A 26,133-nucleotide genomic window follows, 5' to 3' on the forward strand; every position below is an offset into this window, starting at 1 on the left:
AAAGAGGGGCCTTGAAAGCCCCTTCTTTACTTTTGCTGACTGGCCTTAAACAGTTTTTGCTTTTCCTCACGAGTGAGGCTTTCGTAGCCTGACTTGGATATTTTGTCCAAAATCGCATCTATTTCATCCTGATCGGGCATTTCTACGGATGTGGGCGAAGGTGCTGCTGAATAAAATGTGGAGGTACGATGAACTTCTTTCTGGCGATACGTAACTTTCATGGGCGGGCGTTTTTTGAACAACCTGCTCCAAAATTCCATCAGGGCATACAGTGGCTTTCCCAAATCTGTCCCGTTTTGCAGCAATTTAATGAACATATATCCGGTAAAGGCGCCGCCCAAATGGGCTAAATTTCCTCCGGCGTTTGGTCCAATGGATTGTGCCAATGAGAGCACAATATAAAAAAATGCAATGTATTTGATTCTGATTGGTCCAAGGAAAATCAGATTAAAGGTGTAGTTCGGAAGGAGTGTAGAGGCACCAACAGCCACCGAAAAAGCAGCCGCCGAAGCTCCAAGCATTTGTGAACTTGCTACCTGTGAGTGAAAGTATGGTAGCAGATTATAGATGCCCATGTAGGCGATTCCGCCCGCAATTCCTCCCAGCACATAGAGCGCAATCAGGCGTTTGGAGCCAAGGTATTCGTCCACAAGACGCCCAAACCAATATAGGAAGAGCATGTTGAACAGGATGTGGAAAATTTCCTCATGTGTAAAAAAATAGGTGATTATTGTCCACGGCTTTACCACAAACTCCCGCGGAGAGGCCGGCAACCGCAGCATGTCGATCAGCCAAACGTAGGCTTCGGATGATTGCCCAAGGGTGAAGATAACTTTGACCAAAAGTAAGGCTAAAAACACCACCGTGTTGATCAGAATGATCCGCACGAGCGTATTGTCTGTTTTGGTAAATTCTCTTCGGAAATCATCAAAGATGCCACTCATTGCTTAAAAAAATTTATTTCTGTCCGCCGACCATATTTTCAACAGGATGAAGGCAAATAACATACCACCCACGTGGGCAAAATGCGCCACGTTGTCGGTCTGCGAATTCTGAATGCCCTGATAAAGTTCGTACATTCCGTAAAAAGCTACAAAATATTTCGCTTTAATTGGAAAAGGAAAAAATAACAGAAAAAGCTCTGTATTGGGGAATAGTAATCCAAAAGCCATCAGAATTCCGAAAATTGCCCCCGAAGCACCTACCATCGGAATATTAACCTCTCGTTGGTAGTAGCTGTTTACAAAATTAATACTATCCTGAATGTAACGCTGTTCGGTGGGATTTTCATCAAAATTATTTATAAAATCAAGATTTGACTGATAGTAGCCTTTGGCATGTTGGCTCATAAAATCCAGAAATCCCTGAGGCGTTGGATATTGCAAATATACACTGACGGCTTCCTGAAGGCGCGAGGTTTCGTAATAGTCAATCCCCGAAAACAACAGGCCGGCACCGATTCCTGTTACAAAATAGAATATCAAAAACCGCTTTGGGCCCCAAATCCGCTCCAGCATGGGTCCAAAAATGATCAGACCAAACATGTTGCTAAACAAATGCCCAAAGCCTCCGTGCAGAAACATATACGTTACAAACTGAAAGGGCAAAAAAGCCGGAGACAGCAGTGAGCGTAAGGCGAAAACGGGTATAAGAGGAAAAATGTATGCATCAATAATGAAAAATGCTACATTCAGAATCAATAAATTACGTACAAGGGGGGTAAGCGAAAACATGTAACGTCGATGACTAATGAGAATAAACAGGTAACGGTTTGTGGGCTACTTTCGTTTCTTTCAGGGTTTAAATAATCCATTCAACTTATCCATCGTCAACATCACAATAATGGGCTCGCCACTCGGTGTCCGATTGGGATCAGATGAAGAAAACAGCTGATTTATCAGAGTATGTATTTCAATCATGGATAATTTTACGGCATAGCGCGACGAAAATCGCCGCGACAGCGACCGCGCCAAACTATCGGGTTTGTTGAGTTTTAATTCCGAGTAGCTTTTTTTGAGTTGCTCGATCAGTTCTTCAAAAAGATCCTGCTCGCTTTCATCGGGCAGATCCGCCGGAATGCCCCGCACGACAAGTTCCTGCGGCCCCAATTCATCAAACTCAAAACCCAATCCGCGTATTTCGTCGGTCGTTTCACGCACGAGCTGCATGTCCGCCGGGTTTAGCCGCACGGTTTTGGGAAACAAAAGCTGTTGACTTGAACCGTTGCGCTTGGTTAACATCTGACGGTAGCGCTCATACAGAATCCGCTCGTAGGCAGCTTTTTGGTCAATCAGCATGACGCCTTCTTTAACCTGAGACAGAATGTAGCGGTTGTGCAGCTGAAACAACATGGCGTCCATATCGGGGGCCACAATGGTTTCGGATGCCAGGCGATTGACCTTGCTCGCAATTGTCATGGCCTGCTGCTGATACGAAGGGCGAGCCGCAAGGGTTTCGTCCAGCGACATAGCGGCTTGTTGGCGCGCTTCTTCATCCGGACTTTTAAGGCCTTCAAAAAGCTTGTTCCAATTGGTTAGATTGCCCGGCTGCCGTTGTTTGGCAGAGTCTTTGGGTTGTGCGGCCCAATCGGGCTGCACGGGCCGGGGAGTAGGGGGCTCGGCTTGTGGGCGCTGATTCAGAAAGTTTACATTATCCTCAAAATCAAGTGGGGGCGTCAGGTTGTAAACACCCACGGCTTTGCGTACGGCGGCCATGATAATGGCATAGACAGACCGCTCATCGTCGAACTTAATTTCAGTTTTGGTCGGATGAATGTTTATATCGATATGCGAAGGGTCAATCTCAATAAAAAGCACATAAAATGGATGACTTCCTTCCGGAATCGTTCCTTCGTAGGCGCTAATGACGGCGTGGTGCAGGTAGCTGTGCTTGATATAGCGTTCATTTACAAAAAAGAACTGCTCACCACGGGTTTTTCTGGCAAATTCAGGTTTGCCGATATATCCTCTTACGCTGATGTAGGAGGTTTCTTCCTGGCAAAACACGAGCTGTTCCCGGTAGTTTTTTCCAAACATATCCACGACGCGCCGGACGAGTTTGCCAGAAAATAGATTGAATACTTCTACATCATTATGATACAGCGAAAACCCGATCTCGGGATGTGCCAGTGCTACGCGCTGAAACTCATCCAGCACATGCCTCATTTCTACGGAATTGGATTTCAGGAAATTGCGGCGAGCCGGAACATTAAAAAATAAATTTTTGACCAGCAGGTTTGTGCCCGTCAGTGTCGCTACGGACTCTTGCGTACGAACGTCGGAGCCTTCAATCCGGATCATCGTTCCGAGCTCGTCGGAGGCACGTTTTGTGCGCAGTTCTACCTGAGCAACGGCAGCAATAGAAGCGAGTGCTTCGCCTCTGAAACCCATGGTTCGGATTCGAAAAAGGTCGTCAGAATTTCGGATTTTGGAAGTAGCGTGCCTTTCAAAAGACATGCGGGCGTCGGTTTCCGACATGCCTGCGCCATCGTCAATGATTTGGATGAGGGTTTTGCCAGCTTCCCTGATAATGACCTGCACATTATGGGCCTGAGCGTCAATGGCATTTTCGAGTAATTCTTTTACAACCGAGGCAGGCCGCTGCACCACCTCCCCTGCCGCGATCTGATTTGCGATCGAATCCGGTAGTAAATGTATGATGTCTGATGGGGTCATTCCTGCGCTTTTCTCTTTGTGTTTTTCGTTATTTACAAAGTAACAACATTATTTCAACACGACTGATGAAACTTTTTCAGTAGGTATTTCAGAGGTGTGCTTTTAAAAATAAGTATATGATAAATCACATATTTTTTTTAATCAATTTTAGTTGTAGAAATATTTTTTGGCACGGCAATTGCCGTAGTATTCTCAAAGATAGTATATTACACAAAAATGTACAGTTTGTAAACCCAATTGAAAAATGAAGACGCCAATTCTAAGAAAATTCAATTATGCGATGGCTTTGCAGTGGTTTATTTTCCTGCCCATCATTTTGCCTCTGTGCCTTGTTTTTGGGGCTGTGCAGGGTATTATGAACATGTTTGAAAAAATGGCTCACCGAATGTGGCTTGATCTTGAACTTTGAGGGCAGTCAGCTTTTAGGCAGGTGTTGGATTTGTCCGTACACGAGTATGTAGCTGCCTGAAAGCCTCAGCGGCTTCTTTTGAACATACCTGTCAATCGTGACAGCATGCGCTGTTCAAATTTGAGAAAAAAGGAAAACTTGCCAAAAATCCATCCCCACATCAGTAACAATACCTGATAAAGCGGGAGAATTATTAATAGGGCAAGCCCCCACCGTAGCCATGCGGCCGAATCGGGCGTGAGGCCAAGCAGACTGTACAAAGCCTTTTTGGCAAACATTGTAGAAAATCCGGTACAGGCAAAAACCAGTAGGATGATAACTACATCCCATCCACTTTGTACGTCCCACCTTTGTTTGAGTTTATCCCACATAGGATTTATTCATAAAAATACCCAAGCTTATCTACATCTACTTTTTCCTGATCTAAGGAAAGGAACTCTTCCCAAAAAGGATCAAGAGGAAGGCCTGCACGGCAAATAAGGGGTTCGTTTTTGACCGGATGCTGAAAATAAAGCCTCCGGGCGTGCAGATTGATACTGCCATCCAGGTTAGGCTTAACATAGCCGTATTTCACATCTCCCCGAATCGGACAGCCCATGCTTGCCAGCTGTACCCGGATCTGATGCGGCCGACCGGTAATTGGAGTTACTTCCAGCAGGTGAAATTTATTGATTTCTCCCAAAACCCGGTAGCTTAGTTCGGCGCGGTGTGTGCCGGGGGCTTCGTAGTCGAAGGCCGTGGTTACGTTCCGTTTTTCATCTTTGGAAAGCCAATGCACAAGTTTCCCTTTGGGCGAAGGTGGACGTCGCTTGACCACCGCCCAATACGTTTTTTGAATTTCCCTTTTCCGAAACAGTTCATTCATACGCTCCAACGCCTTGGAAGTACGGGCAAAAACGACCAATCCGCTGACGGGCCTGTCGATGCGGTGAACGGTTCCCAGAAAAACAGCGCCGGGTTTTTCATATTTATTTTTTATATACTCTTTGACCATGTCCAGCAGGCACACATCGCCGGTCGAGTCGCCCTGTACCAGCACTCCCGCCTCTTTGTTGACGATGATGAGGTGGTTGTCTTCGTAGATAACTTGAAAAGGTTTTTTGGCCATAAAGAGGGATGCCTGTGCATCGTTGGAAGTCGCTTGTTGGATAGCTAACTATTTATAAATCAGTTAAAAATTCCTTTGGATGGTTTGCCTCCGGAAGTTTATTTTGAATCAGTAAGATTCTTTTTCGTTAGGAAAAGATTGGCTCCTGACATCCTGTACGTAGTGCGCAATTGCCTCGTGCATAACTGTATGCAGATCGGCATACCGACGCAGGAAGCGAGGTTTAAATTCTTTATTAATTCCCAGTAAATCGTGCAAAACCAGAATTTGCCCATCTGCATGCGCACCGGCACCAATTCCGATCGTTGGGATGGAAATGGATTCAGAAACCGTTTTGGTTAAGGTGGCCGGGATTTTTTCCAGCACTACGGCAAAACAACCGATTTCGTCCAGCAGGCGGGCGTCATCCAATAGTTTTTGGGCTTCTTCTTCTTCTTTGGCTCGTACAGAGTAAGTGCCAAATTTATAGATTGATTGGGGTGTAAGGCCCAAATGTCCCATAACAGGCACTCCGGCGCTCAAAATCCGGGTGATTGATTCTTTAATTTCGTGTCCGCCTTCCAGTTTCACAGCATGTGCGCCCGATTCTTTCATGATTCTAATGGCCGAACGCAACGCTTCTTCGGAGTTGCCCTGATAGGAACCAAACGGGAGGTCAACCACCACGAGTGCCCTTTTAACGGCCCTTACGACCGACGCCGCGTGATAAATCATTTGATCCAGCGTAATGGGTAAGGTTGTTTCGTGACCCGCCATAACATTGGACGCGGAGTCTCCCACGAGAATAATTTCAACCCCGGCAGAGTCTACTATGCCGCCCATAGAAAAATCGTAGGCGGTTAGGCAGGAAATCTTTTCCCCCCTATTTTTCATTTCCTGAATACTATGAGTAGTTACTCGCTTAATATCGGGGCTATGTACGGACATATTGGACGTATTGAATGTAAAAAAATCAGACCATGGAAAAGGTAATGAAGGGGTGCCAACCGCAGCACAGACGTGCACGAGAATGTTTGCCTACCGTCGCATCAGCCATTGCTCAGGGTTGAGGCGGGTGGTATTTTTCCAAACCTGAAATTGTAAGGAAGAGGTTCCCTCACTATCGGTGGCAACGGTACCAATGCTCTCGCGGGCACTCACTTTTTGTCCCGGCTTAACTACCACACTCTGCAATTTTGCGTAGACCGTCATGTAGTCACCGTGCTGAATCGCAACTACGTTGCTCATGCCGGGCATATTTGTTACATCAAGCACCACACCGTCATATACAGACCGAACGGCTTCACCATTGCTTGTTTGGATATCAACCCCCAGATTATCCACAATCACTCCACGCAAAACGGGATGCTCTTTTCGGCCAAAGTGGTCGGAGACAAACCCCCGCACGGGCCACGGCAGACGAGCCTGCGAAGCTTTGAAAGAAGAGGCAAGGCTAACTTCGGCTTCGGTCATGCCGCCGGTACTGACAGGCTCCGGTGCTTTTTCCGCAATTACAGGAGTTTCTCCGGCGGCGGCGGCTCGTTCACGTTCGGCTTTTTCGCGGGCGAGGCGTTCTTTTTCAGCTTTTTCGCGAGCAAGTCTTTCCAGCCGTTGGCGTTCGGCACGTTCGCGCATTTCTTTTTCAATCAATCGGCGCAAATTGGCATCCAATTGGGCGGTGGCTTTGCGGTTGGCGGCAAGCTCGGCCCTAAGTTCCGATTCTTTTTGAGAAAGCTCCTGTACTACCTCATTTTGTTTAGATTTGAGAGTTTCCAGCTTGGTGGCTTCCTGTACCTGCGTAGTAAGTACCGATTTTTGCTGCTGCTGCTTGGCCGTGATGCGCTGTCGTTTGGTGGCTAGCTGTGCCTGTACTTCTTCCATTTGCTTCACTTGTCCCTGCCGGGCATCCGTATACTGTTTCAGGTATTTATACCGGATAATGAGCTGATTGAATGTGGTGGAAGAAAAAAGAAAAATAAGCTGATTGAGATAGGCATTTCGCTTGGAAGCCTCATAAATCATCTGACCATATTCTTTTTTGAGCTTACTCAAATCGTTGTCCAGTTCACGGCGGGCAATTTCCAGGCTCCGGAGTTCTCCATCCAGCAATTTAAGATCGTCAGAGAGTAAGTCGATCTGTTTTTTTTGATTGGCAACTTGTTGATTAATCGCTTTGAGCTGCCCAACACTCACTTTTTTTTGGGAGGCTGTTTCGTTCAGAATCCGCTGAATATTTTTTAGTTTATCCTGATTTTCCCGCTTTTCCCGTTCGAGTTGCTGACGGCTTTTTTGCGCCAGTACTTCGCCGGTTTGCGCGAGCATCATTAGCATCAGCAAGCCAATTCCCCGAAATATTAGTTGTTGAAAACGCATACAAATTATAGGTAGAGCCCATCCGGACTCTTTCTTCACGTAGACAAAGGTACACAGACTTAGGCTTTTAGTCCTATGGGTGCTGCATCCAAACGGCTTTCTTTATTTTTTTTCGTAACTCGACGGGACCGAAAACGGGAATCCCGGGTTTGTTTTGATCAATTCCACCTTGCTGTGTTTGATACGGATCACGGTTTGGTAGTATTGTTTGTCCTGCTCCGACTGGACGTCCAGCGTGATAAGACTAGTGAATGGAAACAGGTAACTATTCAATTCTGTAAAATCTTCGTAGTCAAGCGTTAGTGAATTTTTGGTAGGCTGCTCAACCGCCTGAAGACGTTTCAGTTTTCGATTTTTCTCACCAATATAATTATCTACCATAATCCGCCCGTCATCCTGTCGCAGCAGTAAAAAATCTTTTTCACGCCGGATTTTCTGATTAGGTTTTCTGGGAACGGGTAAATTTCCAACGATCAGCGATTGTAGCAGATCGTAGGTCAAATTAAATTTAAATTGTGCGCTGAGTTGCTCGTAGGTATAGACGTAATACTCTTTATGAAATTTGTCCATAAAGGCAATCGAGTCTGGTGAGATGATGCCCCGGGCTACCTCAAAGCCGACGCCCGTGACCGAAAACCAGATCAGGCTGTCTTTGGTGACCCGAATATTGACATTGGCGTTATCGATGGACTGCGTGCGGTTTTTAAATGAAAATTTTGATTTGGCAACCAGGTATTCAAAATCAATTTCTTCTACGTCCAGTTTTGTTCTGAACTCTTCAAAAAGGGCTGAATCTGCGCGCGCAGAGTCCGGCGAAATAACAAGGAGCGAATCTACCGCCGCAGAGTCTGAAAGCGATTGGGCTGTTTTTTTTGTACGTGGTTTATGGCAGGCCGAGAGCCCGATGATTCCGCAAAGGACCAGCATCCAGATTTTACTATTGTTCATGAAGTAGGCCGGTTGCAATTTTTTTATCAAGCTGATCACTCGTTTCTCCCATGATTTTTGCCTTCTTCCATTGTTCAAGCGCTTTTTCCCGTTCACCCATCTGAAAAAGAACATCACCATAATGTTCTACAATAGTTCCGCTCACATTTTCGGTGCTTTGTACCGCTTTTTCAAGAAAAGTGCGGGCTTTGCTGTATTCCTTTCGGGTATACAAAACCCAGGCGTGGGTATCCAAAAAAGTAGCGTTGTCTTTATGCCGCATGACCAGGCGCTCCGAAAGTTGAAGGGCAAGGTCCAGTTTTTCGCGTCGCAACGATAAAAAATAGCTGTAATTATTTAGTACATGATCATTGTCAGGATCTTCTTTCAGCACGAGTTCGTAGGCCGCATCTGACTTGGCATTATCGCCAAGACCATTGTACGCATCACCAAGCTGCGCCTGAATTACCCGCTTCATTTCGGGGTTATTGTCAATTAATTTCAAGCTTTCTTCGAGCGAGGAAACGGCTTTTTTGTAATTTTTTTTGATCAATTGGGCAGATCCATTAGAGTACCAGATCATGCCCTGATTCGGAAATACTTCCAGGGCCTGCTCCGAATGAACCAGCAGGCTATCAATCTGATTGAGCTCTCCGTCCAGCTGCAACACAGCACCCCAAACTTCATATACCGAGCCATCGAGACGGGCCGCCCGGGCATAAATATCGCGGGCTTCGGCTTTGCGTCCCCGCTGCACGAGCAGGTCGCCATAGAGTACATGCGCCCTCGACTCACGCGGGTGGGTTTCGACAAGTTGTTTGGCCAGATTAACGGCCTCCTCCCGGTCCTTATCCGTTTTGAGCATTGACAAATACCCTGAGAGCACCCGTACTTTGGGCTCTGCATCAAGATTTGGATTTGCAAAAACGATTTTTAATTCGCGATTGCATTTTTCTATATCTCCTTTTCGTCGGTAAATATCAGCCAATAACACATGCGCCTGCGCTTCGTCAGGATTCAGCCGCAGGGCTTCTTCCAGAGGCGTAATGGCTTCGTCGGTTCGCTCGTTTGCCAGGAGTAGTTCAGCCAGTTCAATTCGATAATCTAATTCTTCGGGTTCGGCTGCAATGAGTTTTTGTGCTTCGGCAATAGCCTTATCAATTTTGTTCAGCCGTAAATAGAGCTGTTGTTTTTGATGGGTAATCTCCTCCGTTACACCTATGGCCTTTTCCAGCTGATCATAGGTCGTGATTGCTTTATCAAACTGATCGCTGAAAACATACATGGCGGCGAGTTCTACGCCATATTCTATATTGGATGGGCTCTGAGCAAGTAGCGTTTCGTAGATTTTGGCAGCTTCGGCATATTGTTTTTGTTTGGAAAAAAGTGCGGCTACCTGTTGTGCATAATATACATTGCTGCGATCTGTTTCGTACGCAATTTTTGCCTGAGTAAGTGCTTCTTCGGTTCGTTCCAGCTTCATCAGGGCCGAAGCCAGCATAAAGTGCCCGGCGGCATCTGCCGGACTGGCTTTAACCAATTTTTCGAAAACCGGAAGTGCCCTGGAAGGCTCGTCCATCATCAAGTATTTCATTCCCTCTGCCGCAAGGCTTTCTTCTTCCAACCGGAAGGTAGCCGTCGCAGGCACTGCTTCTTTTTCGCGGTTTCGGTTTCGCTTCTGTGCTTCACACGGCGAACCACTCAGCGACCACGCGGCTATCCCGATGCTTATGATAATATTTAGCCTTTTGCTATGCATACTATATATGTTACTGTATGTATCTCTATCTGAATAAAGTCACGATATGCCACGATTTACCAGTTTATGTAGGGGTGGGCTTGGGTATTTGCCTGACACATGAAAAGACGTTGACCCTGGACCTGTGGCATTCTTGCAGAATTAACTACAAAAGTATCAGATTATTGTCATTCGTCCGCATGGAAAGGGCTCATTGAGTCATTTGCCGGAATATTTCCTCAAAGTCGCCATTTCGGGCCATTTTGTAGTGTTCGCTATGAAAGTCGTCAAGTTTGGCCAACAAATTGAGCAGCATGATTTTTTCGGCGGCAGAAAGTCTTGAAAACGCAATTTTGCCTACCCGCGCCAAAGCCGGATAACAGGCAGCAAGTACTTCATTTCCTTTGGGCGTGATTTGTACCCGTTTGGAGCGGCGGTCTTCTTCATCAGGAAATTCCTCAATCAACTGGAAATTAACTAACCGCTTAATGACATCGATGCCCGAAGGAAACTCCGAGAGCATCACGTGGATCAATTCGCTTTTGCGCGGTTTACCCATCGAAGATAACGCAATGAGATAAATCGCATCTTCTACATTGTTAAGCAACATTTCCTGCATTGCTTTTTTGGAGTAATGCTGTACATATTTGTTCAGACGACCAAAATGAGCACTGAGCTTTTCATCAATCATCACGGGGGAGTCTTCCTCCTCCTGATTTTTGAAACGGGCCAGGTCTGTACGCTCTGCCAGGTAACGAACGCAAAATTCCGTCAAGTCCATTTCCGGATTATCAGCCTCCATCCGGGCCCACTCATTTACAAGTTCAACTACTTTATTCATGCATTATGAGGATTGTAAATCCAACTTCTGATTAAGTAACACCGATTGTATACTACACAACGAAGGTATTCTGCCTTTTGTTGATTTTGGCTAAACAAAATGAAAATTACTATGTTTCGATACAAAAGCGATGCAAATTTTTTACTGATTTCATTCTAAAAAGTATGAATACAAAATAAAACTAATGATTTTATTGTTTTAAATTATGTTTTCATACTAAATTTGTCGTGTACTACATTCTTTTTGGTATGATAGCAGAGTTAATAGGTGCCGGAAAGGAATACAAAACCGGCGATCAAACGATTGTGGCGCTCCAGCCGACAGATTTTCGCCTGGAAGAAGGTCAATTGACCTTGATTATTGGGCCATCTGGTTCAGGAAAAACTACCTTACTTTCTCTATTGGGATGCGTAATTTACCCAAGCTACGGTGATTTATGGGTCAATGGGCAGCATATAAATGCACTTAGCCAAAATCAACTTGCCCATCTGCGGCTGCATACCATTGGATTTGTGTTTCAGAATTTCAACCTGCTCATGCCGCTCTCAGCCGAAGAAAATGTGGCTATGCCGCTCAAACTCATGCACGTAAAGTCTGCTGAAATAAAAAGACGGGTGGCCGATGCCCTGGAAATTGTGGGCATGACCGACCGCCGCAAAAATCTCCCGAAAGAACTTTCAGGTGGTCAGCAGCAGCGAATTGCCATTGCCCGGGCGCTCGTTACCGAGCCGAAGCTTGTGCTCTGCGATGAACCTACGGCTTCTCTCGACAAGGATTCTCTGGAAGTAGTGATGCGGGAATTGCAGGTACTTGCCCGCAGCGGAAAATCAGTTGCCGTTGTGACGCACGACCCGCGCCTGCAGCAGTATGCCGACCGGGCTGTGGAGGTAAAAAATGGATTTGTGGAAGAAATTGACTTGAAAAAAGCAAAGTCCTGATTTATAAAACTTTATTTACTTTCCTGATGAAATTACAGCTGTATTTTCTACAAATAGTCACCCTGACCGCAGCCCTGACGAGTAGCCTGCTCTTTTCCTGTCAGTCGGGGGAGGACGCCAAAAACGCCAAAGCTCAGGCAGACTCTCTGGCCGCACTTCCCTCTACCAACGACCGCATTGTGGGCGTAGGTCGGATCGAGCCGGAAGATGGTCTGCTGTCGCTCACGGCCGGAAGTTCGGGTCGGGTACTGGAAGTTCAAATTGATGAAAACCAACAAGTGCAGAAAGGTGATGTGCTGCTGGTTTTGGAAACAACGCTGGAACGCGCGCAACTGGCACAGGCCCAAAGTAAAAAGGCTACGCAGCAGGCGGCCATTTTGGCACGGCAGGCGGCTTTGGAAGGGTTGCGGGTTACCTTGCGCAATAGCGAAAAAACCTACATGCGGAATACGGAACTATTTCAGGGAAAAGCACTTACTAAAGAAGCGCTGGATGATAGTAAAGCTGAATTTGACAAAGTACAGCAGGATGTTCGGCAGGCCGAAGCCGCCCTGTCCGAAGCTCAGAGTCTTCGAAATGAGAATCTTGCTGATGTCAACTATTACCAAACAGTCCTTGCTCAAAAACAGGTACGGGCGCTGCTCGGCGGGCAAATTTTAAATGTTACGGTCAAGACCGGCGATTATATCACGAATGACACGCCACTGGCCGATTTTGCTCCCCAAGGCCCGTTGTTTGCCAAAACCGAAGTAGACGAACTTTACGCCGAAAAAGTGAAAATTGGTCAAAAAGCCTATATTTTATCCCAAACTACGGCAGATACGCTGGCCACCGGGACAGTAAGTTTCGCGGCAGACTATCTCAAACAAAAATCTTTGTTCAAGGATCAGGCCACGGAGCTGGAAGATCGTCGGGTCCGGCAGGTTTCTATACAACTGGAAGCGGGCCAAAAACCCTTAATCGGCAGCCGGGTCGATTGCGTCATTCTTCTGAATTAACACTTTACCTGTACGGCTATGCTGCTCAAAGAAGCGTTCAAATTTATGTGGTACGATAAGGCAAAAACCTTCGGGATTTTGTTCGGAATGGTGCTGTCGGTTTTTCTGGTTGGGCAGCAGGTCATGATCTGCCTGGCGTTGCTGGGAAGTACGGTTTCGCTGGCAACTTTCAACGAACAGTACATTTGGGTTGTAAGCGATAAGAGCAAACAGGTAATTGATCTACCATTGATTGATATGCGAATTGCCCGGGAGTTGTTGAGTGTCAGGGGTGTCAAAACGGCTAGTCCGCTGGTATTTGCGGGCGGAAACGTCAAGTTTCCGGATGGCTCCAAAGTCGCCGTTTCGCTGATTGGTACGCAGGCACCCTACTTTGCCGGCGGACCGTGGCGGGTGAAGCAGGGAAAACCTACGGATCTTTTGCAGGATGGCGCTGTTTTTCTTGATTCCATGAATCCCGAGTTCGGAAGTTTTATCAAAGTGGGAGATCAGGTGGAGTTTAATGGGCAGCGGGTCAGAGTGGCAGGATTGACCGCCCAAACCGAGGGGTTGGGCGTCTCCTTTGGTTTCACCACCGTGGAGCGGGCCCGTAAGCTGAGCGGCGTTTCGTCCACGCAGGCTTCGGCGGTTTTGGTAACTTGTCAGGAAGGTTTTCCGATGGAGCAGGTAGTGGCCAATATCAATCAGGAGATTCCGGGAATTACGGCCCGTACCGGAAAAGACTACGGCGATAGCTCCCTGCGCTATTTTGCCACAAGCAGTGGAATCGTGGCTTCTTTTGGTCTATTGGTTGTGTTTGCAGTCATCACAGGTTTTGCTATCGTAGGTCTTACGCTTTACTCCGCCGTCAGTGATCGCCTGCGCGACTACGGTACGCTGAAAGCCATTGGTGGCACCAACCGCACCATTCGGAAACTGATTCTTTCTCAGGCACTCATTTATGCCATTTCGGGCTTTGGTATCGCGTATGGTTTGCTGGTTCTTTTCATCAACGCCACCAAAGGTTCTCTCGATTTGCAGCTGACTCCCGTGTTGTCCATGTACCTGATTGGCGTCACGATCTTCATTGCTATTCTGGGCAGCATGTTTGGCATGCGCCGCATCATCAAGCTGGAACCGGCGGCTGTTTTTAGGGGGTAAAGAAAAGTCTTTCAGGTAAAATTTCACTTCGTACAATCCAGATGATTTTTATGAATAAGTTTATAAAAAACAGGTTTCAATCGTCTCTTGCCTATTGCCTGATGTTCCTTTGCCTGCAACCGGCAGCACTTTGGGCGCAGTCGGTCAGCCTCGAAGAAGCCATAGAACTAGCCTTAAAAAATCGGGCAGAACTTAAAAATGCCCAAATTGATATAACGCTGGCTACTCGTGAAAATGAAAAATTGAGTGCCCAATGGCTGCCACAGGTAAAAGGATCAGCCGATGTGCGCTGGAACACGCAGTTGCAAACAACCATTTTGCCTTTTGATATTACGGGTCAGAATCCTGCCGGGAGTACCGAACTGAAATTTGGCCTGCCGTTTAGCAATACTCTGAGCATTGAAGCTGAGCAAAAAATACTGGATCCCAAGTCTAAATTTTCACGAAAATTGAATGAAAATCGGGTGCGGATTGAACAAAACGTATATCAGCAAAAGCAGATTTCGATCAGGCAATTGGTAACTGAGGCCTATTACCAGGTATTGCTGCATCAGGAACGAAGCCGCCTGGCCGAAGAAACGGTCAATAGAGAAGAAAAAAATCTGGCCATTACCCAAACTCAGGCAGCTGCCGGAACGCTCCTGCCCAATGACCTTGACCGCGTACAACTTGACGTACGTACGGCTAACCTCCGACTCCGAAAAGCACGTCAGGATCTGAATTTGGCACTTTCGGCCCTTTCCTTTCGGATGGGCTTACCCGATGGGGAAACCGTTTCTCCGGCACAAACGCTGCGGCAAGTACTTACTTCTTTATCTATAAATACAGAAATAAACGAACTTCCCCGGACCGAGCTCGCTGCCGAAGAACTTACGCTCATCACTCAACAACTGAGCCAACAACGAGAAAAAGCAGTGCAATTGCCAACGCTTTCTGCCTATGGAACCTATGCGGCCCTGCAGCTCAGCGAGCAGTTTAATCCCTTTGCTTCCGGGACATGGTACCCATTCAACTATATCGGACTGCGACTGAATGTGCCTATTTTTGATGGCCGTCAGGCCAAACTCGCTGCTAACGACTATGTGCTGCGCCAACAGCAAAGTCAGCAGACTTTCAACCAACTGCAAAAGGAATTGATTTATGAGCGTCAAAATGCACTTGTGACTTTACAGCAAGCACAGCTTGATGTGGAAGACAGCCGGGATAATCTGGAATTGGCGCAGAAGATTCTGGCCACAGATTTGTTCAGATTTGAGAAAGAAACGTTGAGCCTATCGGAGCTTACGGCTACGCAAAGCTCGGTGCAAGATGCCGAAGATGCCTATCTGACCAATGCTTATAATTACCTGCTGGCACTCGTTCGTTACCGAAAGGCGACCGGAACGCTTTAAAAAAAGCTAATACATAGCCATTGTAAAACGATCCAAAACTTCATCAGGATGGACTTCCAGTACATTGGCCAACACCAGTTTTACCAAAGTGCGCGAAGCGAGCCAACGCGGAATTCCGGCAATGGTAGCGTACGATTCCACAGTCACACTTTTCTGTTTTTCCAGAAGTTGCATGAGCTGTTTTTCTTTTTCACCATACGAAAAGAGTGTATCCTTATTCTCCTTGGCTAGCTTCATAATTGCAAGCATTTCCTTACTAGCCTGCACGGACTTATCTTTTACCCGTACGTAGGACTTTTTCTTGCCAAAGATATCAAGCACAGCATGAGGTTTCTCGATCCCTCTCGACACATGAAATATCAGCACTTCACGTTCATCCGAAATAGCAATGCGCTCTTTGGTATACGAAATGGCGGGCGTGCAGTATTTTTCAATGGCCCGTTCCAGAATGTACTCGTCTTCGTCGGCATATTTGAGGCCCTTAATCGCTTTGTCGTCTCCTACGCCAATCAGGAGTTTGCCCCCGCCTGAGTTGGCAAAAGCGACTATTTCGCGGACAATGCGTTCGGGATGATTGGATTTTAGCTTGAATTCCAGCGTATCTCCTTCTCCTTGCCTGACCAGTTCTTTGAGCGTTCGTAGGTCCATCAATTAGTTTGAATTGAATGGAAGATAGGTTTACTAAATATAGTTACTTTCGTTTGTCAATAAAAGAATCGTCCAACTATTTTTTTTAACAATTATTACCTCAAAAACGTTTTTTGCTTACAAGATGTATAATTTCAGGTAAGCTCTTTTTATTCTGGTATAACTAAGTATATGGATTTGTTACTTAACCTTCTCCTCATGTTTGGCACTTTCGTTTTTATGGAAGGTTTCGCCTGGTTTACTCATAAATATATCATGCATTCGTTTATGTGGCGGTGGCATCAGTCGCACCATGTACATCACAAGCATTGGTGGGAGAAAAACGATCTTTTCGGAATTTTGTTTGGTCTTGCTTCTACTGCACTGATTGTCATTGGCTTTGAGCTGCCTGCTTATGGTTTTGTGCGCTGGATTGGTTTCGGCATTGCTCTCTATGGCGTGGCCTACTTTGTGTTCCATGACGTCATTGTTCATCGCCGTGTAAAAATTAAGTACACGCCCAAAAGTAAGTACATGAAACGAATCATGAAAGCGCACTATATTCATCACAAAGTGCACGAGCGTGACGGGGCAGAGGCCTTTGGTTTCTTGTATGCGCCACGAAAATATGAGGATAAAACTATTCGAAAACCTACGGCAGGCAATCTGGGATGACACAAAAAAAGCGCTTCGTTAAGGAGCGCTTTTTTTTGTATCAGTGAGGGTCAGTATTCGTCTTCATTGAAGAAGAAATCTTCTTTGGTCGGATAGTCGGGCCAAATCTCCTCAATACTTTCGTAAGGTTGACCATCGTCTTCCAATTCCTGCAAATTTTCAACTACTTCCAGCGGGGCCCCGGTACGAATTGCAAAATCAATCAGCTCATCCTTGGTAGCTGGCCAGGGGGCATCCTCTAAATATGATGCGAGTTCTAATGTCCAGTACATACTAAATTCAGATTAAAGTGTTGTAATTTTTTGGAGTGCAAAAGTAAAAAAATTTGCTTCTCCCGGTAATTTTTAACACTATTTTTTGAAAAAAATTTTTGTTTCTGATATATTTTTTTCTATACCAAATTAAATTATTGTTTATCAGGGAGTTGTAAATTGAGGGTTAGAGGTTTTATAAACCACACACTCCTAGTTTTAAACACCTTTTGCCCAATTTTACTCCTGAAAAACATACATTTCATACTCTTACAACAGATTTTATGGTTCTGTGGTATCTTTTGGGTCAGGAATTCCTGATTTTTGATTTTTAATACAGCAAGAGCAGGGGTGTTTTTAAATAAAAATTGTATCCTGACAGAATAGTTTTGTAATTTTCCAATCCAAAATTTCTTTTTCTTTTCGCATGACCCTTGAAGTTTGTGCCTATTCGCTGGAATCCTGTCTAAATGCCCAAGATGCCGGAGCTGCCCGGGTTGAACTTTGCAGCGGCCCCGGAGAGGGCGGAACCACCCCAAGTGCAGGGCTTATTTTGTTGGTTCGGGAAAAAATCAAAATTGATCTGTACGTAATGATTCGGCCTCGTGGCGGAGATTTTGTCTATGATGAGCATGAAATTGAACTCATGAAACGGGACCTTGACTTTGCCCGAAAGGCAGGTGCCGATGGGGTAGTTCTCGGAATTTTGCATCCCGATGGTACAGTTGACGTTGACCAAACGCGGGCCCTGGTTCAGTATGCAGCTCCACTGAGAGTAACTTTCCACCGCGCCTTTGACCTCACCCCCGACCCATACGCAGCGCTGGAAGATGTGATTGCTACGGGCGCCGAACGCATTCTGACGTCGGGTCACCAACCCACGGCTTTGCAGGGCGCCGATCTGCTGGCGAAGCTTTCGAAGCAGGCAGACGGGCGCATTGAACTTATGGCGGGTGCGGGGGTTTCGGTGGCCAATGCCCTGCAACTTGCCGCTACGGGCGTTTCGGCGTTGCATCTTACCGGAAAAGCGTTTCGCAAAGGAAGGCAGGAATATTTTCCATCGGCAATTTCTATGGCCGGGGAAATCCCCGACGAACACAGCATTATGTATAGCGACCCTAAAATCCTGAAAGAGATGGTCGGCCTGCTGGCGGATCGCTAGCGATTTTTTATTTGTTTATTTCATCTACAAACTTAATTTCTTTAACCCTCAAACCAACTACACATGAAATTCCTGAAAGCAGCCATCAGCCTGCTCGTGGCTCTGGGACTGGTCTTTGCCCTGAACCGTCCGTGGGGTGCACTTCCCGCTCTGGGGCCCTTTATCAGCCCGTTTACGGGTTTTTGGCAAAACGGCGAACCTTTGCTGGCAGACAGTACAGAAACCGTTGAATTAAAACTGGATAGTCTTCGTGAATCTGTGACGATTCGGTATGACGATGTAGGTGTGCCGCATATTTTTGCGACCAATACCTTTGATGTATACTACGCACAAGGCTACGTAACGGCCAAAGACCGTTTGTGGCAAATGGACCTTCAAACGCGGGCAGCGGCGGGCCGGCTGTCGGAAGTGCTGGGAAATGCAACCGTCGAAATGGATCGCCGGAGCCGTCGCATGGGTATGGGTTACGGGGCTGAGGTGAATTTGAAAACCGCCATGAGTGATCCCGTTTCACGCGAAGCGCTTTTGGGCTATACGGCGGGAATCAATACCTACATCCGGCAATTAAAACCCAAAGATTTTCCCATCGAGTTTAAACTGCTTGGCTATGAACCGGAGCTATGGACGCCGCTGAAATGCATGTACATGCTCGAACAAATGACACTCACGCTGGCAGGCCGGGCTGATGATCTCGCTATGACCAACCTCATGAAAGCGCTGGGGAAAGATTCCGTGGATGATATTTTTCCCAACTATCCCAAACTGATGGAAAGCCCGATTATTCCGGCCGGCACACCCTGGAATTTTACACCGCTGCCTATTCCCAAAGCAACCGCTGCGAAACCTGACTCTGGTTCAATGGTATCCTGGCGAAGTCTGCCACTTTCGGAACCCAATGTGGAAGGCCTTGGAAGTAACAATTGGGCCGTAAGTGCCGAAAAGTCAGCTACTGGCTATCCCATTCTGGCCAACGACCCGCACCTGGAACTTACCTTGCCGTCGATTTGGTATCAGGTACAGCTCACCACGCCCGACATGAATGTGTATGGAGTATCGCTACCTGGCATTCCGGGGGTGGTGATTGGTTTTAATAAGAATGTCGCCTGGGGCGTAACCAACGTGGATGCTGACGTGCTGGATTTGTATCAGATTACCTTCCGGGATAGCTCACATACGGAGTATAAGTATAATAACGCCTGGCAGAAAACCCGCAAACGGGAAGAGCTGATTGTAGTCAAAGGACTTGATGAACCAATTCGCGAGATGGTGGTGTACACGCATCACGGACCGGTGCTTCATTACGAAGGAGAAAGTCATCATGGGCCTTCGCTCGCTGTGAAGTGGATTGGCCACGAACCTGGAAATTCATTCAAGACATTTTATGAACTAAATATTGCCAAAAATTATGACGACTACCGGCAGGCATTGACCCACTACGTGGGCCCGGCGCAGAATTTTATTTTTGCTGATAATGGAAAAAACATTGCCATGACGGTCAATGGCAAGTTTCCTTTAAAATGGAAAGAACAGGGAAAATATGTCCTCGATGGAAGCAATCCTGCCCACGACTGGCAGGGATGGATTCCGGCAGATCAAAATCCTCATGTAAAAAATCCGGTGAGAGGATTTGTCAGTTCAGCCAATCAATCAAGTACAGCGCCTGACTACCCCTACTATATCAACTGGCGTTTTGCGCCTTCCGAACGCGGCATCAGGATCAACGAAAGACTGGACCGAATGACCGCCGCTACTGCCGATAGTTTACGTGACTTACAGAATGATAATTTTAGCGTTCTGGCCCGTACCATCCTGCCTACCTTGCTTACCTACCTAAACTCCCGTCCGCTCAATGCATCGCAGAAAGCGGCCTATCAGGTACTGGAAAGCTGGGATATGATTCACAGCCCTGAGGCGCTTGCACCCAGTATCTTTGACGAATGGACCAATCGCCTGGCTACGGCAATCTGGAAAGATGAACTTCATTCTGATTCGCTGTCATTTCGCTACCCCACCCGAGACCGAACGTTGTATCTGATTCTGAATGAGCCAAATGCTGTTTGGTTTGATGATAAGACTACGGCAGCCAAAGAAACAATCGGAGATATTGTCTACGGAAGTTTTAAAGCTACGCTCGACACCCTCACCAGCAAGCACGGCCCGATGAGTCCGGCATGGCAGTGGGCTACGGTAAAGAATACGGAGATTCGACATTTGAGTCGCTTGCTCAAACCATTTAATGCGCCTCCCGTACAAAATGGCGGAGGAGGCAGTATGGTGAACGCAACGACGCGGCATCATGGGCCTTCGTGGCGGATGGTAGTAGAGCTTGGGCCGGAGCCCAAAGCCTATGGCTTATATCCCGGCGGGCAATCGGGCAATCCGGGCAGCCCGTTGTATAGCTCTATGCTTGATAAATGGGAGAAGGGCGAACTTAACCCGTTGCTCTACCTTGCTTCACCCAAAGACACAAATCCCCGCCTTACCTCTACCTGGATCTTAACCAAGAAATAACTCATGAAAACACTATTGAACTACCTACTTATGGTCGCCGCCACCGCGCTGTTGCAGTTATTTATGCCCTGGTGGACTATCGCCCTGGTGCCTTTTGTGGTGTATCTGTTACGCCCGGAACGTCCGCTTGTAGCGTATGCAACAAGCCTTGCGGCTATTGCTACCGTTTGGATGGTTTACGCAATCTTTTTGCATACAACTTCCGGAGGCAGTATGTCGGATCGAGTGGCTCAGCTGTTCTTTTTACCTAATGGTGGGGCATTGGTAGGAACAACAACCTTGCTCAGTGGCCTGGTTGCCGGATTTGCCGGATTGGCAGGGCATTATATCCGCAGTGCGGTTGTATCCGAAAAACAAGCCTGAAAATAAAGAGAGATCAAAAAATGGACTGTCATATAGCGCTTGATTTACAAATCACTATATTTGCGGCTCTTAGAAAAAAAACCAATAAAAAATCTTTATCGTGAATAATAATACGTCTTTAATCTGGAACATTGTCCTGACATTGGCAGTGATCGTGTTGTATTTTTTGCATTTTTCTGGAAGTAATACAGGAGCAGCAGGCACGGCCTCCGACGCCACAGGTGGTCGCCGCATTGTGTATGTGCAGGTCGACTCTCTTCTTAGAAATTATGATTATTTTGAAGAAACGCAGAAAGAACTCGAAAACAAGCGCTTTCAACTCGAAAACGAACTGACCAATCGTGGCCGTTCACTTGAAAATGAAATCCAGTTTTTTCAGCAAAAAGCACAGACTATGACTCTGGATCAGGCTCGGGCTACCGAAGCACAGCTTGGCAAGAAGCAACAGGATCTGATTGCTTACCGTGATCGCTCAGCTCAAACGCTCGCTCAGCAGGAAGCTGATAAAAACAGCGAATTGTACGATTTGATTTATCAGTATATTGAAAAATACAACAAGAGCAATCAGTACGAGTACGTATTGGGTTATTCCAAAGGCGGTGGAATTCTTTTTGCCGATTCTACCCTAAATGTTACTCAGAAAATGATTGAAGGCCTGAACAAAGAATATAAGGCTAAAAGTGGTTCGGCCACAGCTGCAAAAGATTCGGCAGATAAAAAATAGTAGAGTAGAGTTAAATTTCAATCCATAAAAAAGGTGCTCAGGAAATCCCTGAGCACCTTTTTTATGGATGTTTATTAGAAAATAATCAGGCTGCACCATCAGGTTTTGGAGCCCGACTTTTATTCTTATTCCGATTATTACGGTTTTTCTTCTTCTTCTTCTTTTGCTGTTCCTCGCTGTATTTACGATCCAAACTTTCAAGATCGGAGTTTAGAGACCCGGCTTCCTTGCGTTCCTGTGAAGTAGGTGTCTCTGTCACGAGTATTTCCAATGATTCCGGGATAATTCCTTTTTTGTTCATGTCCAGAATCTCCACCACTTTATCAATCGCCACGGGATACCAGTTGTTATCTTTTTCAAAACCGAAGTACATGATTTTCTTGAAGATATCGGTCTTTTGCAGATACGCCGTACCTTTTTTGGTTTTGAGTGGGGCTTCTACCGACGGAATATCACTCAGAGCGTCCATGTAGGTTTCCAGCTCGTAGTTCAGGCAACATTTGAGTCGTCCGCATTGGCCCGAGAGTTTAGCCGGATTCAGCGAAAGATTCTGATAGCGTGCGGCGGAAGTCGAAATACTCTTGAAATCCGTAAGCCAGGTAGAGCAGCACAATTCACGCCCGCACGAGCCTAAACCACCCAATCGGCTTGCTTCCTGCCGGAGACTAATCTGCCGCATTTCGACACGAATTCTAAACTCAGCGGCCAGCAGTTTGATTAACTCCCGGAAATCAACCCGCTCGTCAGACGAATAGTAAAACGTTGCCTTGGTATTATCAGACTGAAACTCCACGTCTGAGAGCTTCATGTTCAGTTTCAGCTCGCGGATAATTTCCCGCGTTCGGTACATCACGGGCAGGTCGCGGGCAATAGCCTGCGTGTGTTTTTCAAGATCTTTCTCATTTGCAACCCGATAAATGACTTTCAGATCGTCATTAAGGAGAACATTCTTGCGCTTCATTTGCAGGCGTACCAACTCTCCCTGCAGGGAAATCATACCCACATGATGTCCAGATTGCATTTCGCATACCACAAAATCGCCAGTGGTAAGATCCAGTTGATTGACGTTCCGGAAATATTCTTTCCGTCCGCCTTTAAACTTAACTTCCAGTACATCAAACCTCAGAGCCACCGGAACTTCCATGTGGCTCAACCAGTCAAAAACATTCATTTTATTGCAGCCGCCGGTTCCGCAGCTGCCATTACTTCCACACCCGGCTACGGTTCCACCTGAACCACAACCACCGGATGAACACGATACGCATCCCATATACTTTTATCCTCAATCTTTTAGTCGAAGTAAATCGAGGCCGATGTCATGACGGTAATATTTGCCTTCAAACTGCACCGTTTGTGCTGCTCTTTGTGATTTATGCACGGCATTTTCCAGAGAGTTTGCGATGCCCGTAAGAACCAATACTCTTCCGCCGTTGGTCACGACCTCTGTATTTCCATTGAATGCAGTGCCGGCATGAAACACCACTACATCCTCTACTTTATCCGTATAGGCAATTGTTTTGCCTTTTTCGTAGTCGCCGGGGTATCCTCCCGAAACTACCACCGTTGTAACGGCCACCTGCGGCGAAATCGTCAGGGTTGTATCCTGCAACGTTCCTTTGGCGGCGGCAGTTAGCAGCGTTACCAGATCCGACTGAATACGGGGAAGTACTACTTCGGTTTCCGGGTCGCCCATGCGCACATTATATTCAATAACGTAAGGCTCGCTTTTGACATTCATCAGGCCAATAAAAATAAAGCCTACGTATTTGATCCCTTCGGCTTTCAGGCCGGCAAGCGTGGGTTTGACAACTTTTTCTTCAACTTTTCTGAGAAAATTACTATCGGCAAAGATGACGGGCGAAACAGCGCCCATGCCCCCGGTGTTAAGTCCGGTATCGTTTTCGCCAATCCGCTTGTAATCTTTGGCTTCGGGGAGTATTTTGTAATGTTCACCATCGGTTAGTACAAATACCGACAGTTCAATTCCTTTTAAAAACTGCTCAATAACGACTTTATTGCCTGCTTCACCGAATTTGCCATCCACCAGCATTTCCCGCAGGCAGAGCTTTGCTTCCTCGTGAGTTTCGGCAATGATCACTCCTTTTCCGGCGGCAAGCCCATCGGCTTTTAGTACGATTGGTAGCGGGTGAGCATCCAGGTAGGCGAGTCCTTCATCCAGTGTTTCTGCGGTAAAGGTTCCATAACTTGCGGTCGGAATACCGTAGGTTTGCATGAAATTTTTGGAGAAATCTTTGCTTCCTTCGAGCTGTGCTCCGGTCTGATCAGGGCCAATCAGGCGTACGTGACTTAGCTCGGGTTTGGCCTGTAAAAAGTCAATGATCCCATTGACCAGTGGTTCTTCTGGTCCAACCAGCACCAGTTCAATTCGCTTTTCGCTGATGAGTGACGCAATACCCTCAAAATCATTAAAAGATAAGTCTACATTGGTCGCAACAGAAGCAGTACCGGCATTTCCGGGTGCTACAAACAAAGCATCACACAAGGGGCTTTGAGCAATTTTCCAGGCAAATGCATGTTCACGCCCTCCTGAACCCAGTATAAGTATATTCATAAATTAAAATATAAAGTCAGATGAAGTATACGCTGAGTTAATTTCTTCATCTAAGTCTGATAGGTGTCAGATTAATTTGCTAATTCAGATAAAAACTTGATACGCATAAGCCTTAACTCTTCTTCGCTCACGTCGTCGTGCGCAAATTCTTCGAGGGCTACGGCAATATTGTCCGTTTCGGCGTTCATGAAATAGTCATAAATATCATCCTGCCGTTCGCGGTCCATAATCTGATTGATGTAATAATCCAGATTTAGTTTAGTTCCTGAATAACAGATATGCTCAATTTCTTCGATCAGATCTTCCATCGGCAGACCTTTTGTTTCGGCAATTTCTTCCAGGTCCACTTTTCTATCTACCTGCTGAATGATATAAATCTTTATTTTCGATTTATTCACCATTGATTTAATTACCACATCTTTGGCCGTTTCTATGTCATTCTCTTCAACATAGCGGTTGATCATGTCCAAAAACTGACGGCCAAATTTTTGCACTTTACCCATCCCCACACCGTTGATCTGCGCCATTTCCTGCTGCGTGGTGGGGTAAGTGGTGGCCATTTCTTCCAGGGAAGGGTCCTGAAAAATGACGTAGGGAGGAAGATTCTTCTCTTTGGCTACCTTCTTCCGAAGGGCTTTCAACATCCCCAGCAAAGCTTCGTCGTAGGCATGCGCACTGCCCGTACCTACGGCAGCGGCATCATCTTCCTCGGCTTTTTCTTCATCTTCCTCATAGTTATGATCTTTATAGATCGTAACGGGATAGGGGTCCTTGATGAAGTTTTTGCCTTTTTCCCCAATTTTCAATACCCCGTAGTTTTCGACGTCTTTTTCGAGATAATTCAGGATTACGAGCTGACGAAGCAGCGAAACCCAGAATTCGCGCGAGTCGTTATGTTCCAGACCTTGGCCGTACACTTCCAGCTTATCGTGGTCATAGCTTTTGACATATTGATTTTCAGTGGCGGTCAGCAGATCCGCAATGTGCTCGCCGTCAAAACGTTCATTGGTCAGCAGCACGGCCTTTAAGGCGATGATTACTTCTTCCTGCGCTTTCAATTTTTCGGTAGATTTTACACAGTTATCGCAAAACCCGCAGTCTTTTTCAAAATACTCGCCAAAATAGCTCAGCAGCTGCCGACGACGGCACACGCCGAGGTTGGCATAAGCGACCATTTCGTTGAGTAAATGACGGGCGTTGTCTCGCTCGGTTACAGACTTGTCTTTATTGAATTTTTCAAGCTTTTGAATATCCTCATAGCTATAAAACATGAGGCAGTTTCCTTCGAGTCCATCGCGACCGGCCCGGCCGGTTTCCTGATAGTAACCTTCAAGCGACTTGGGTACATCGTAATGAATCACAAAGCGGACATCGGGCTTGTCGATTCCCATACCAAAAGCAATCGTTGCCACGATGACGTCGGCTTCCTCGTTCAGAAACGCATCCTGATTGTTCATTCGGGTAGTAGCGTCAAGACCGGCATGATACGGAAGCGCCTTTACGTCGTTTACTTTTAGTAGTTCGGCAATTTCTTCAACTGTTTTTCGGCTCAAACAGTACACAATTCCCGACTTACCTTTGTTGTTTCGGATATACCGGATCAGCGTATCCGGCCTACCAACTACATAATAGTTAATTACTGACCTTTGCTAAAATTTTGCGGAAACAGATCGGCAATGTCTTTATGATTAATCGTAGCGATGTTTTGCAGGGTGTTTTTCAGCCAATTGTA

The 26,133-nt window shown here is 46.4% G+C and carries 24 protein-coding genes and 1 pseudogene; 10 read left to right on the forward strand and 15 right to left on the reverse strand.

The window, feature by feature from the left end; translation table 11 throughout:
- Window positions 1-26 precede the first annotated feature (26 nt).
- Genes EZE20_RS23285 through mutL form a run of 3 tightly spaced genes read right to left on the reverse strand, consistent with a single transcriptional unit; the run spans window position 27 to window position 3,674 of the window.
- The gene (locus tag EZE20_RS23285) at window positions 27-944 is read right to left on the reverse strand and encodes a rhomboid family intramembrane serine protease (protein ID WP_132122320.1); all 918 of its coding nucleotides are present in this window, start codon (window positions 942-944) and stop codon (window positions 27-29) included.
- Between the two features lie 3 nt (window positions 945-947).
- Window positions 948-1,733 carry a rhomboid family intramembrane serine protease gene (locus tag EZE20_RS23290; protein WP_132122322.1) on the reverse strand — a complete coding sequence of 262 codons (786 nt, stop codon included), beginning with the start codon at window positions 1,731-1,733 and terminating at the stop codon, window positions 948-950.
- Window positions 1,734-1,793: 60 nt separating this feature from the next.
- On the reverse strand, window positions 1,794-3,674 hold the full coding sequence (gene mutL, locus EZE20_RS23295) for a DNA mismatch repair endonuclease MutL (RefSeq protein WP_132122324.1): 1,881 nt from the start codon (window positions 3,672-3,674) through the stop codon (window positions 1,794-1,796).
- A 244-nt stretch (window positions 3,675-3,918) separates the two neighbouring features.
- On the opposite strand from mutL, the gene EZE20_RS24200 reads away from it, so the two are divergent.
- Window positions 3,919-4,083, forward strand: coding sequence for a hypothetical protein (locus EZE20_RS24200; RefSeq protein ID WP_165933563.1), 165 nt, complete (start codon window positions 3,919-3,921; stop codon window positions 4,081-4,083).
- Between the two features lie 65 nt (window positions 4,084-4,148).
- On the opposite strand, the gene EZE20_RS23300 is transcribed toward EZE20_RS24200, so the two are convergent.
- The 7 genes from EZE20_RS23300 to EZE20_RS23330 all read right to left on the reverse strand — a co-directional run bounded on the left by EZE20_RS23300 (window position 4,149) and on the right by EZE20_RS23330 (window position 11,049).
- A complete protein-coding gene (locus tag EZE20_RS23300; RefSeq protein WP_132122326.1) occupies window positions 4,149-4,454 on the reverse strand; it encodes a DUF6787 family protein in 306 nt (101 codons plus the stop codon).
- Between the two features lie 5 nt (window positions 4,455-4,459).
- Window positions 4,460-5,191: an RluA family pseudouridine synthase gene (locus EZE20_RS23305; RefSeq protein WP_132122328.1), complete on the reverse strand. Its 732-nt coding sequence runs from the start codon at window positions 5,189-5,191 to the stop codon at window positions 4,460-4,462.
- A gap of 108 nt (window positions 5,192-5,299) precedes the next feature.
- Complete coding sequence (gene panB, locus EZE20_RS23310) at window positions 5,300-6,118, reverse strand: 3-methyl-2-oxobutanoate hydroxymethyltransferase (RefSeq protein ID WP_132122330.1); 819 nt, start codon at window positions 6,116-6,118, stop codon at window positions 5,300-5,302.
- A 90-nt stretch (window positions 6,119-6,208) separates the two neighbouring features.
- Window positions 6,209-7,543: a murein hydrolase activator EnvC family protein gene (locus tag EZE20_RS23315; RefSeq protein ID WP_132122332.1), complete on the reverse strand. Its 1,335-nt coding sequence runs from the start codon at window positions 7,541-7,543 to the stop codon at window positions 6,209-6,211.
- Window positions 7,544-7,645: 102 nt separating this feature from the next.
- Complete coding sequence (locus EZE20_RS23320; protein ID WP_132122334.1) at window positions 7,646-8,491, reverse strand: DUF4292 domain-containing protein; 846 nt, start codon at window positions 8,489-8,491, stop codon at window positions 7,646-7,648.
- A complete protein-coding gene (locus EZE20_RS23325; protein ID WP_132122336.1) occupies window positions 8,481-10,229 on the reverse strand; it encodes a tetratricopeptide repeat protein in 1,749 nt (582 codons plus the stop codon). Before EZE20_RS23325 ends, EZE20_RS23320 begins: the two co-directional genes overlap by 11 nt.
- A 190-nt stretch (window positions 10,230-10,419) precedes the next feature.
- The gene (locus EZE20_RS23330) at window positions 10,420-11,049 is read right to left on the reverse strand and encodes a MarR family winged helix-turn-helix transcriptional regulator (protein ID WP_132122338.1); all 630 of its coding nucleotides are present in this window, start codon (window positions 11,047-11,049) and stop codon (window positions 10,420-10,422) included.
- Window positions 11,050-11,297: 248 nt separating this feature from the next.
- On the opposite strand from EZE20_RS23330, the gene EZE20_RS23335 reads away from it, so the two are divergent.
- Genes EZE20_RS23335 through EZE20_RS23350 form a run of 4 tightly spaced genes read left to right on the forward strand, consistent with a single transcriptional unit; the run spans window position 11,298 to window position 15,516 of the window.
- Window positions 11,298-11,987, forward strand: coding sequence for an ABC transporter ATP-binding protein (locus EZE20_RS23335; RefSeq protein ID WP_132122340.1), 690 nt, complete (start codon window positions 11,298-11,300; stop codon window positions 11,985-11,987).
- Between the two features lie 26 nt (window positions 11,988-12,013).
- On the forward strand, window positions 12,014-12,985 hold the full coding sequence (locus tag EZE20_RS23340; protein WP_132122342.1) for an HlyD family secretion protein: 972 nt from the start codon (window positions 12,014-12,016) through the stop codon (window positions 12,983-12,985).
- Window positions 12,986-13,003: 18 nt separating this feature from the next.
- The gene (locus tag EZE20_RS23345) at window positions 13,004-14,125 is read left to right on the forward strand and encodes an ABC transporter permease (protein WP_228713984.1); all 1,122 of its coding nucleotides are present in this window, start codon (window positions 13,004-13,006) and stop codon (window positions 14,123-14,125) included.
- Between the two features lie 50 nt (window positions 14,126-14,175).
- Complete coding sequence (locus EZE20_RS23350) at window positions 14,176-15,516, forward strand: TolC family protein (protein WP_165933564.1); 1,341 nt, start codon at window positions 14,176-14,178, stop codon at window positions 15,514-15,516.
- Window positions 15,517-15,522: 6 nt separating this feature from the next.
- Here the strand turns inward: EZE20_RS23350 and EZE20_RS23355 are convergent, their stop codons facing one another.
- Window positions 15,523-16,164, reverse strand: coding sequence for an AlbA family DNA-binding domain-containing protein (locus tag EZE20_RS23355; protein ID WP_132122346.1), 642 nt, complete (start codon window positions 16,162-16,164; stop codon window positions 15,523-15,525).
- A gap of 198 nt (window positions 16,165-16,362) precedes the next feature.
- Here EZE20_RS23355 and EZE20_RS23360 point away from each other — a divergent pair, with 198 nt between their 5' ends.
- Window positions 16,363-16,818 carry a sterol desaturase family protein gene (locus EZE20_RS23360; protein ID WP_228713986.1) on the forward strand — a complete coding sequence of 152 codons (456 nt, stop codon included), beginning with the start codon at window positions 16,363-16,365 and terminating at the stop codon, window positions 16,816-16,818.
- Window positions 16,819-16,868: 50 nt separating this feature from the next.
- Here EZE20_RS23360 and EZE20_RS23365 read toward each other — a convergent pair whose 3' ends face one another.
- Window positions 16,869-17,090 (reverse strand): DUF2795 domain-containing protein, encoded by a 222-nt coding sequence (locus tag EZE20_RS23365; RefSeq protein WP_132122348.1) that lies wholly within the window; start codon window positions 17,088-17,090, stop codon window positions 16,869-16,871.
- A gap of 406 nt (window positions 17,091-17,496) precedes the next feature.
- Between EZE20_RS23365 and EZE20_RS23370 the strand changes: the two genes are divergently transcribed.
- The 4 genes from EZE20_RS23370 to EZE20_RS23385 all read left to right on the forward strand — a co-directional run bounded on the left by EZE20_RS23370 (window position 17,497) and on the right by EZE20_RS23385 (window position 21,829).
- On the forward strand, window positions 17,497-18,231 hold the full coding sequence (locus EZE20_RS23370; protein ID WP_132122350.1) for a copper homeostasis protein CutC: 735 nt from the start codon (window positions 17,497-17,499) through the stop codon (window positions 18,229-18,231).
- Window positions 18,232-18,294: 63 nt separating this feature from the next.
- Entirely contained in the window at window positions 18,295-20,742 is a 2,448-nt protein-coding gene (locus EZE20_RS23375) for a penicillin acylase family protein (protein WP_132122352.1), read from the forward strand.
- 3 nt (window positions 20,743-20,745) lie between these two features.
- On the forward strand, window positions 20,746-21,105 hold the full coding sequence (locus tag EZE20_RS23380) for a hypothetical protein (protein ID WP_132122354.1): 360 nt from the start codon (window positions 20,746-20,748) through the stop codon (window positions 21,103-21,105).
- A 100-nt stretch (window positions 21,106-21,205) separates the two neighbouring features.
- Window positions 21,206-21,829: an OmpH family outer membrane protein gene (locus EZE20_RS23385; protein ID WP_132122356.1), complete on the forward strand. Its 624-nt coding sequence runs from the start codon at window positions 21,206-21,208 to the stop codon at window positions 21,827-21,829.
- Window positions 21,830-21,914: 85 nt separating this feature from the next.
- Here the strand turns inward: EZE20_RS23385 and EZE20_RS23390 are convergent, their stop codons facing one another.
- The 3 genes and pseudogenes from EZE20_RS23390 to EZE20_RS23400 all read right to left on the reverse strand — a co-directional run.
- Window positions 21,915-23,099: a PSP1 domain-containing protein gene (locus EZE20_RS23390; protein ID WP_132122358.1), complete on the reverse strand. Its 1,185-nt coding sequence runs from the start codon at window positions 23,097-23,099 to the stop codon at window positions 21,915-21,917.
- A gap of 12 nt (window positions 23,100-23,111) precedes the next feature.
- Complete coding sequence (purD, locus tag EZE20_RS23395; protein WP_132122360.1) at window positions 23,112-24,401, reverse strand: phosphoribosylamine--glycine ligase; 1,290 nt, start codon at window positions 24,399-24,401, stop codon at window positions 23,112-23,114.
- Window positions 24,402-24,472: 71 nt separating this feature from the next.
- Window positions 24,473-26,005 (reverse strand): annotated as a pseudogene (locus EZE20_RS23400) (RecQ family ATP-dependent DNA helicase); the annotation flags it as partial.
- Window positions 26,006-26,133: the final 128 nt, after the last annotated feature.

Source organism: Arundinibacter roseus (genome assembly GCF_004348825.1).
In the GTDB taxonomy this organism is placed as follows: domain Bacteria; phylum Bacteroidota; class Bacteroidia; order Cytophagales; family Spirosomataceae; genus Arundinibacter; species Arundinibacter roseus.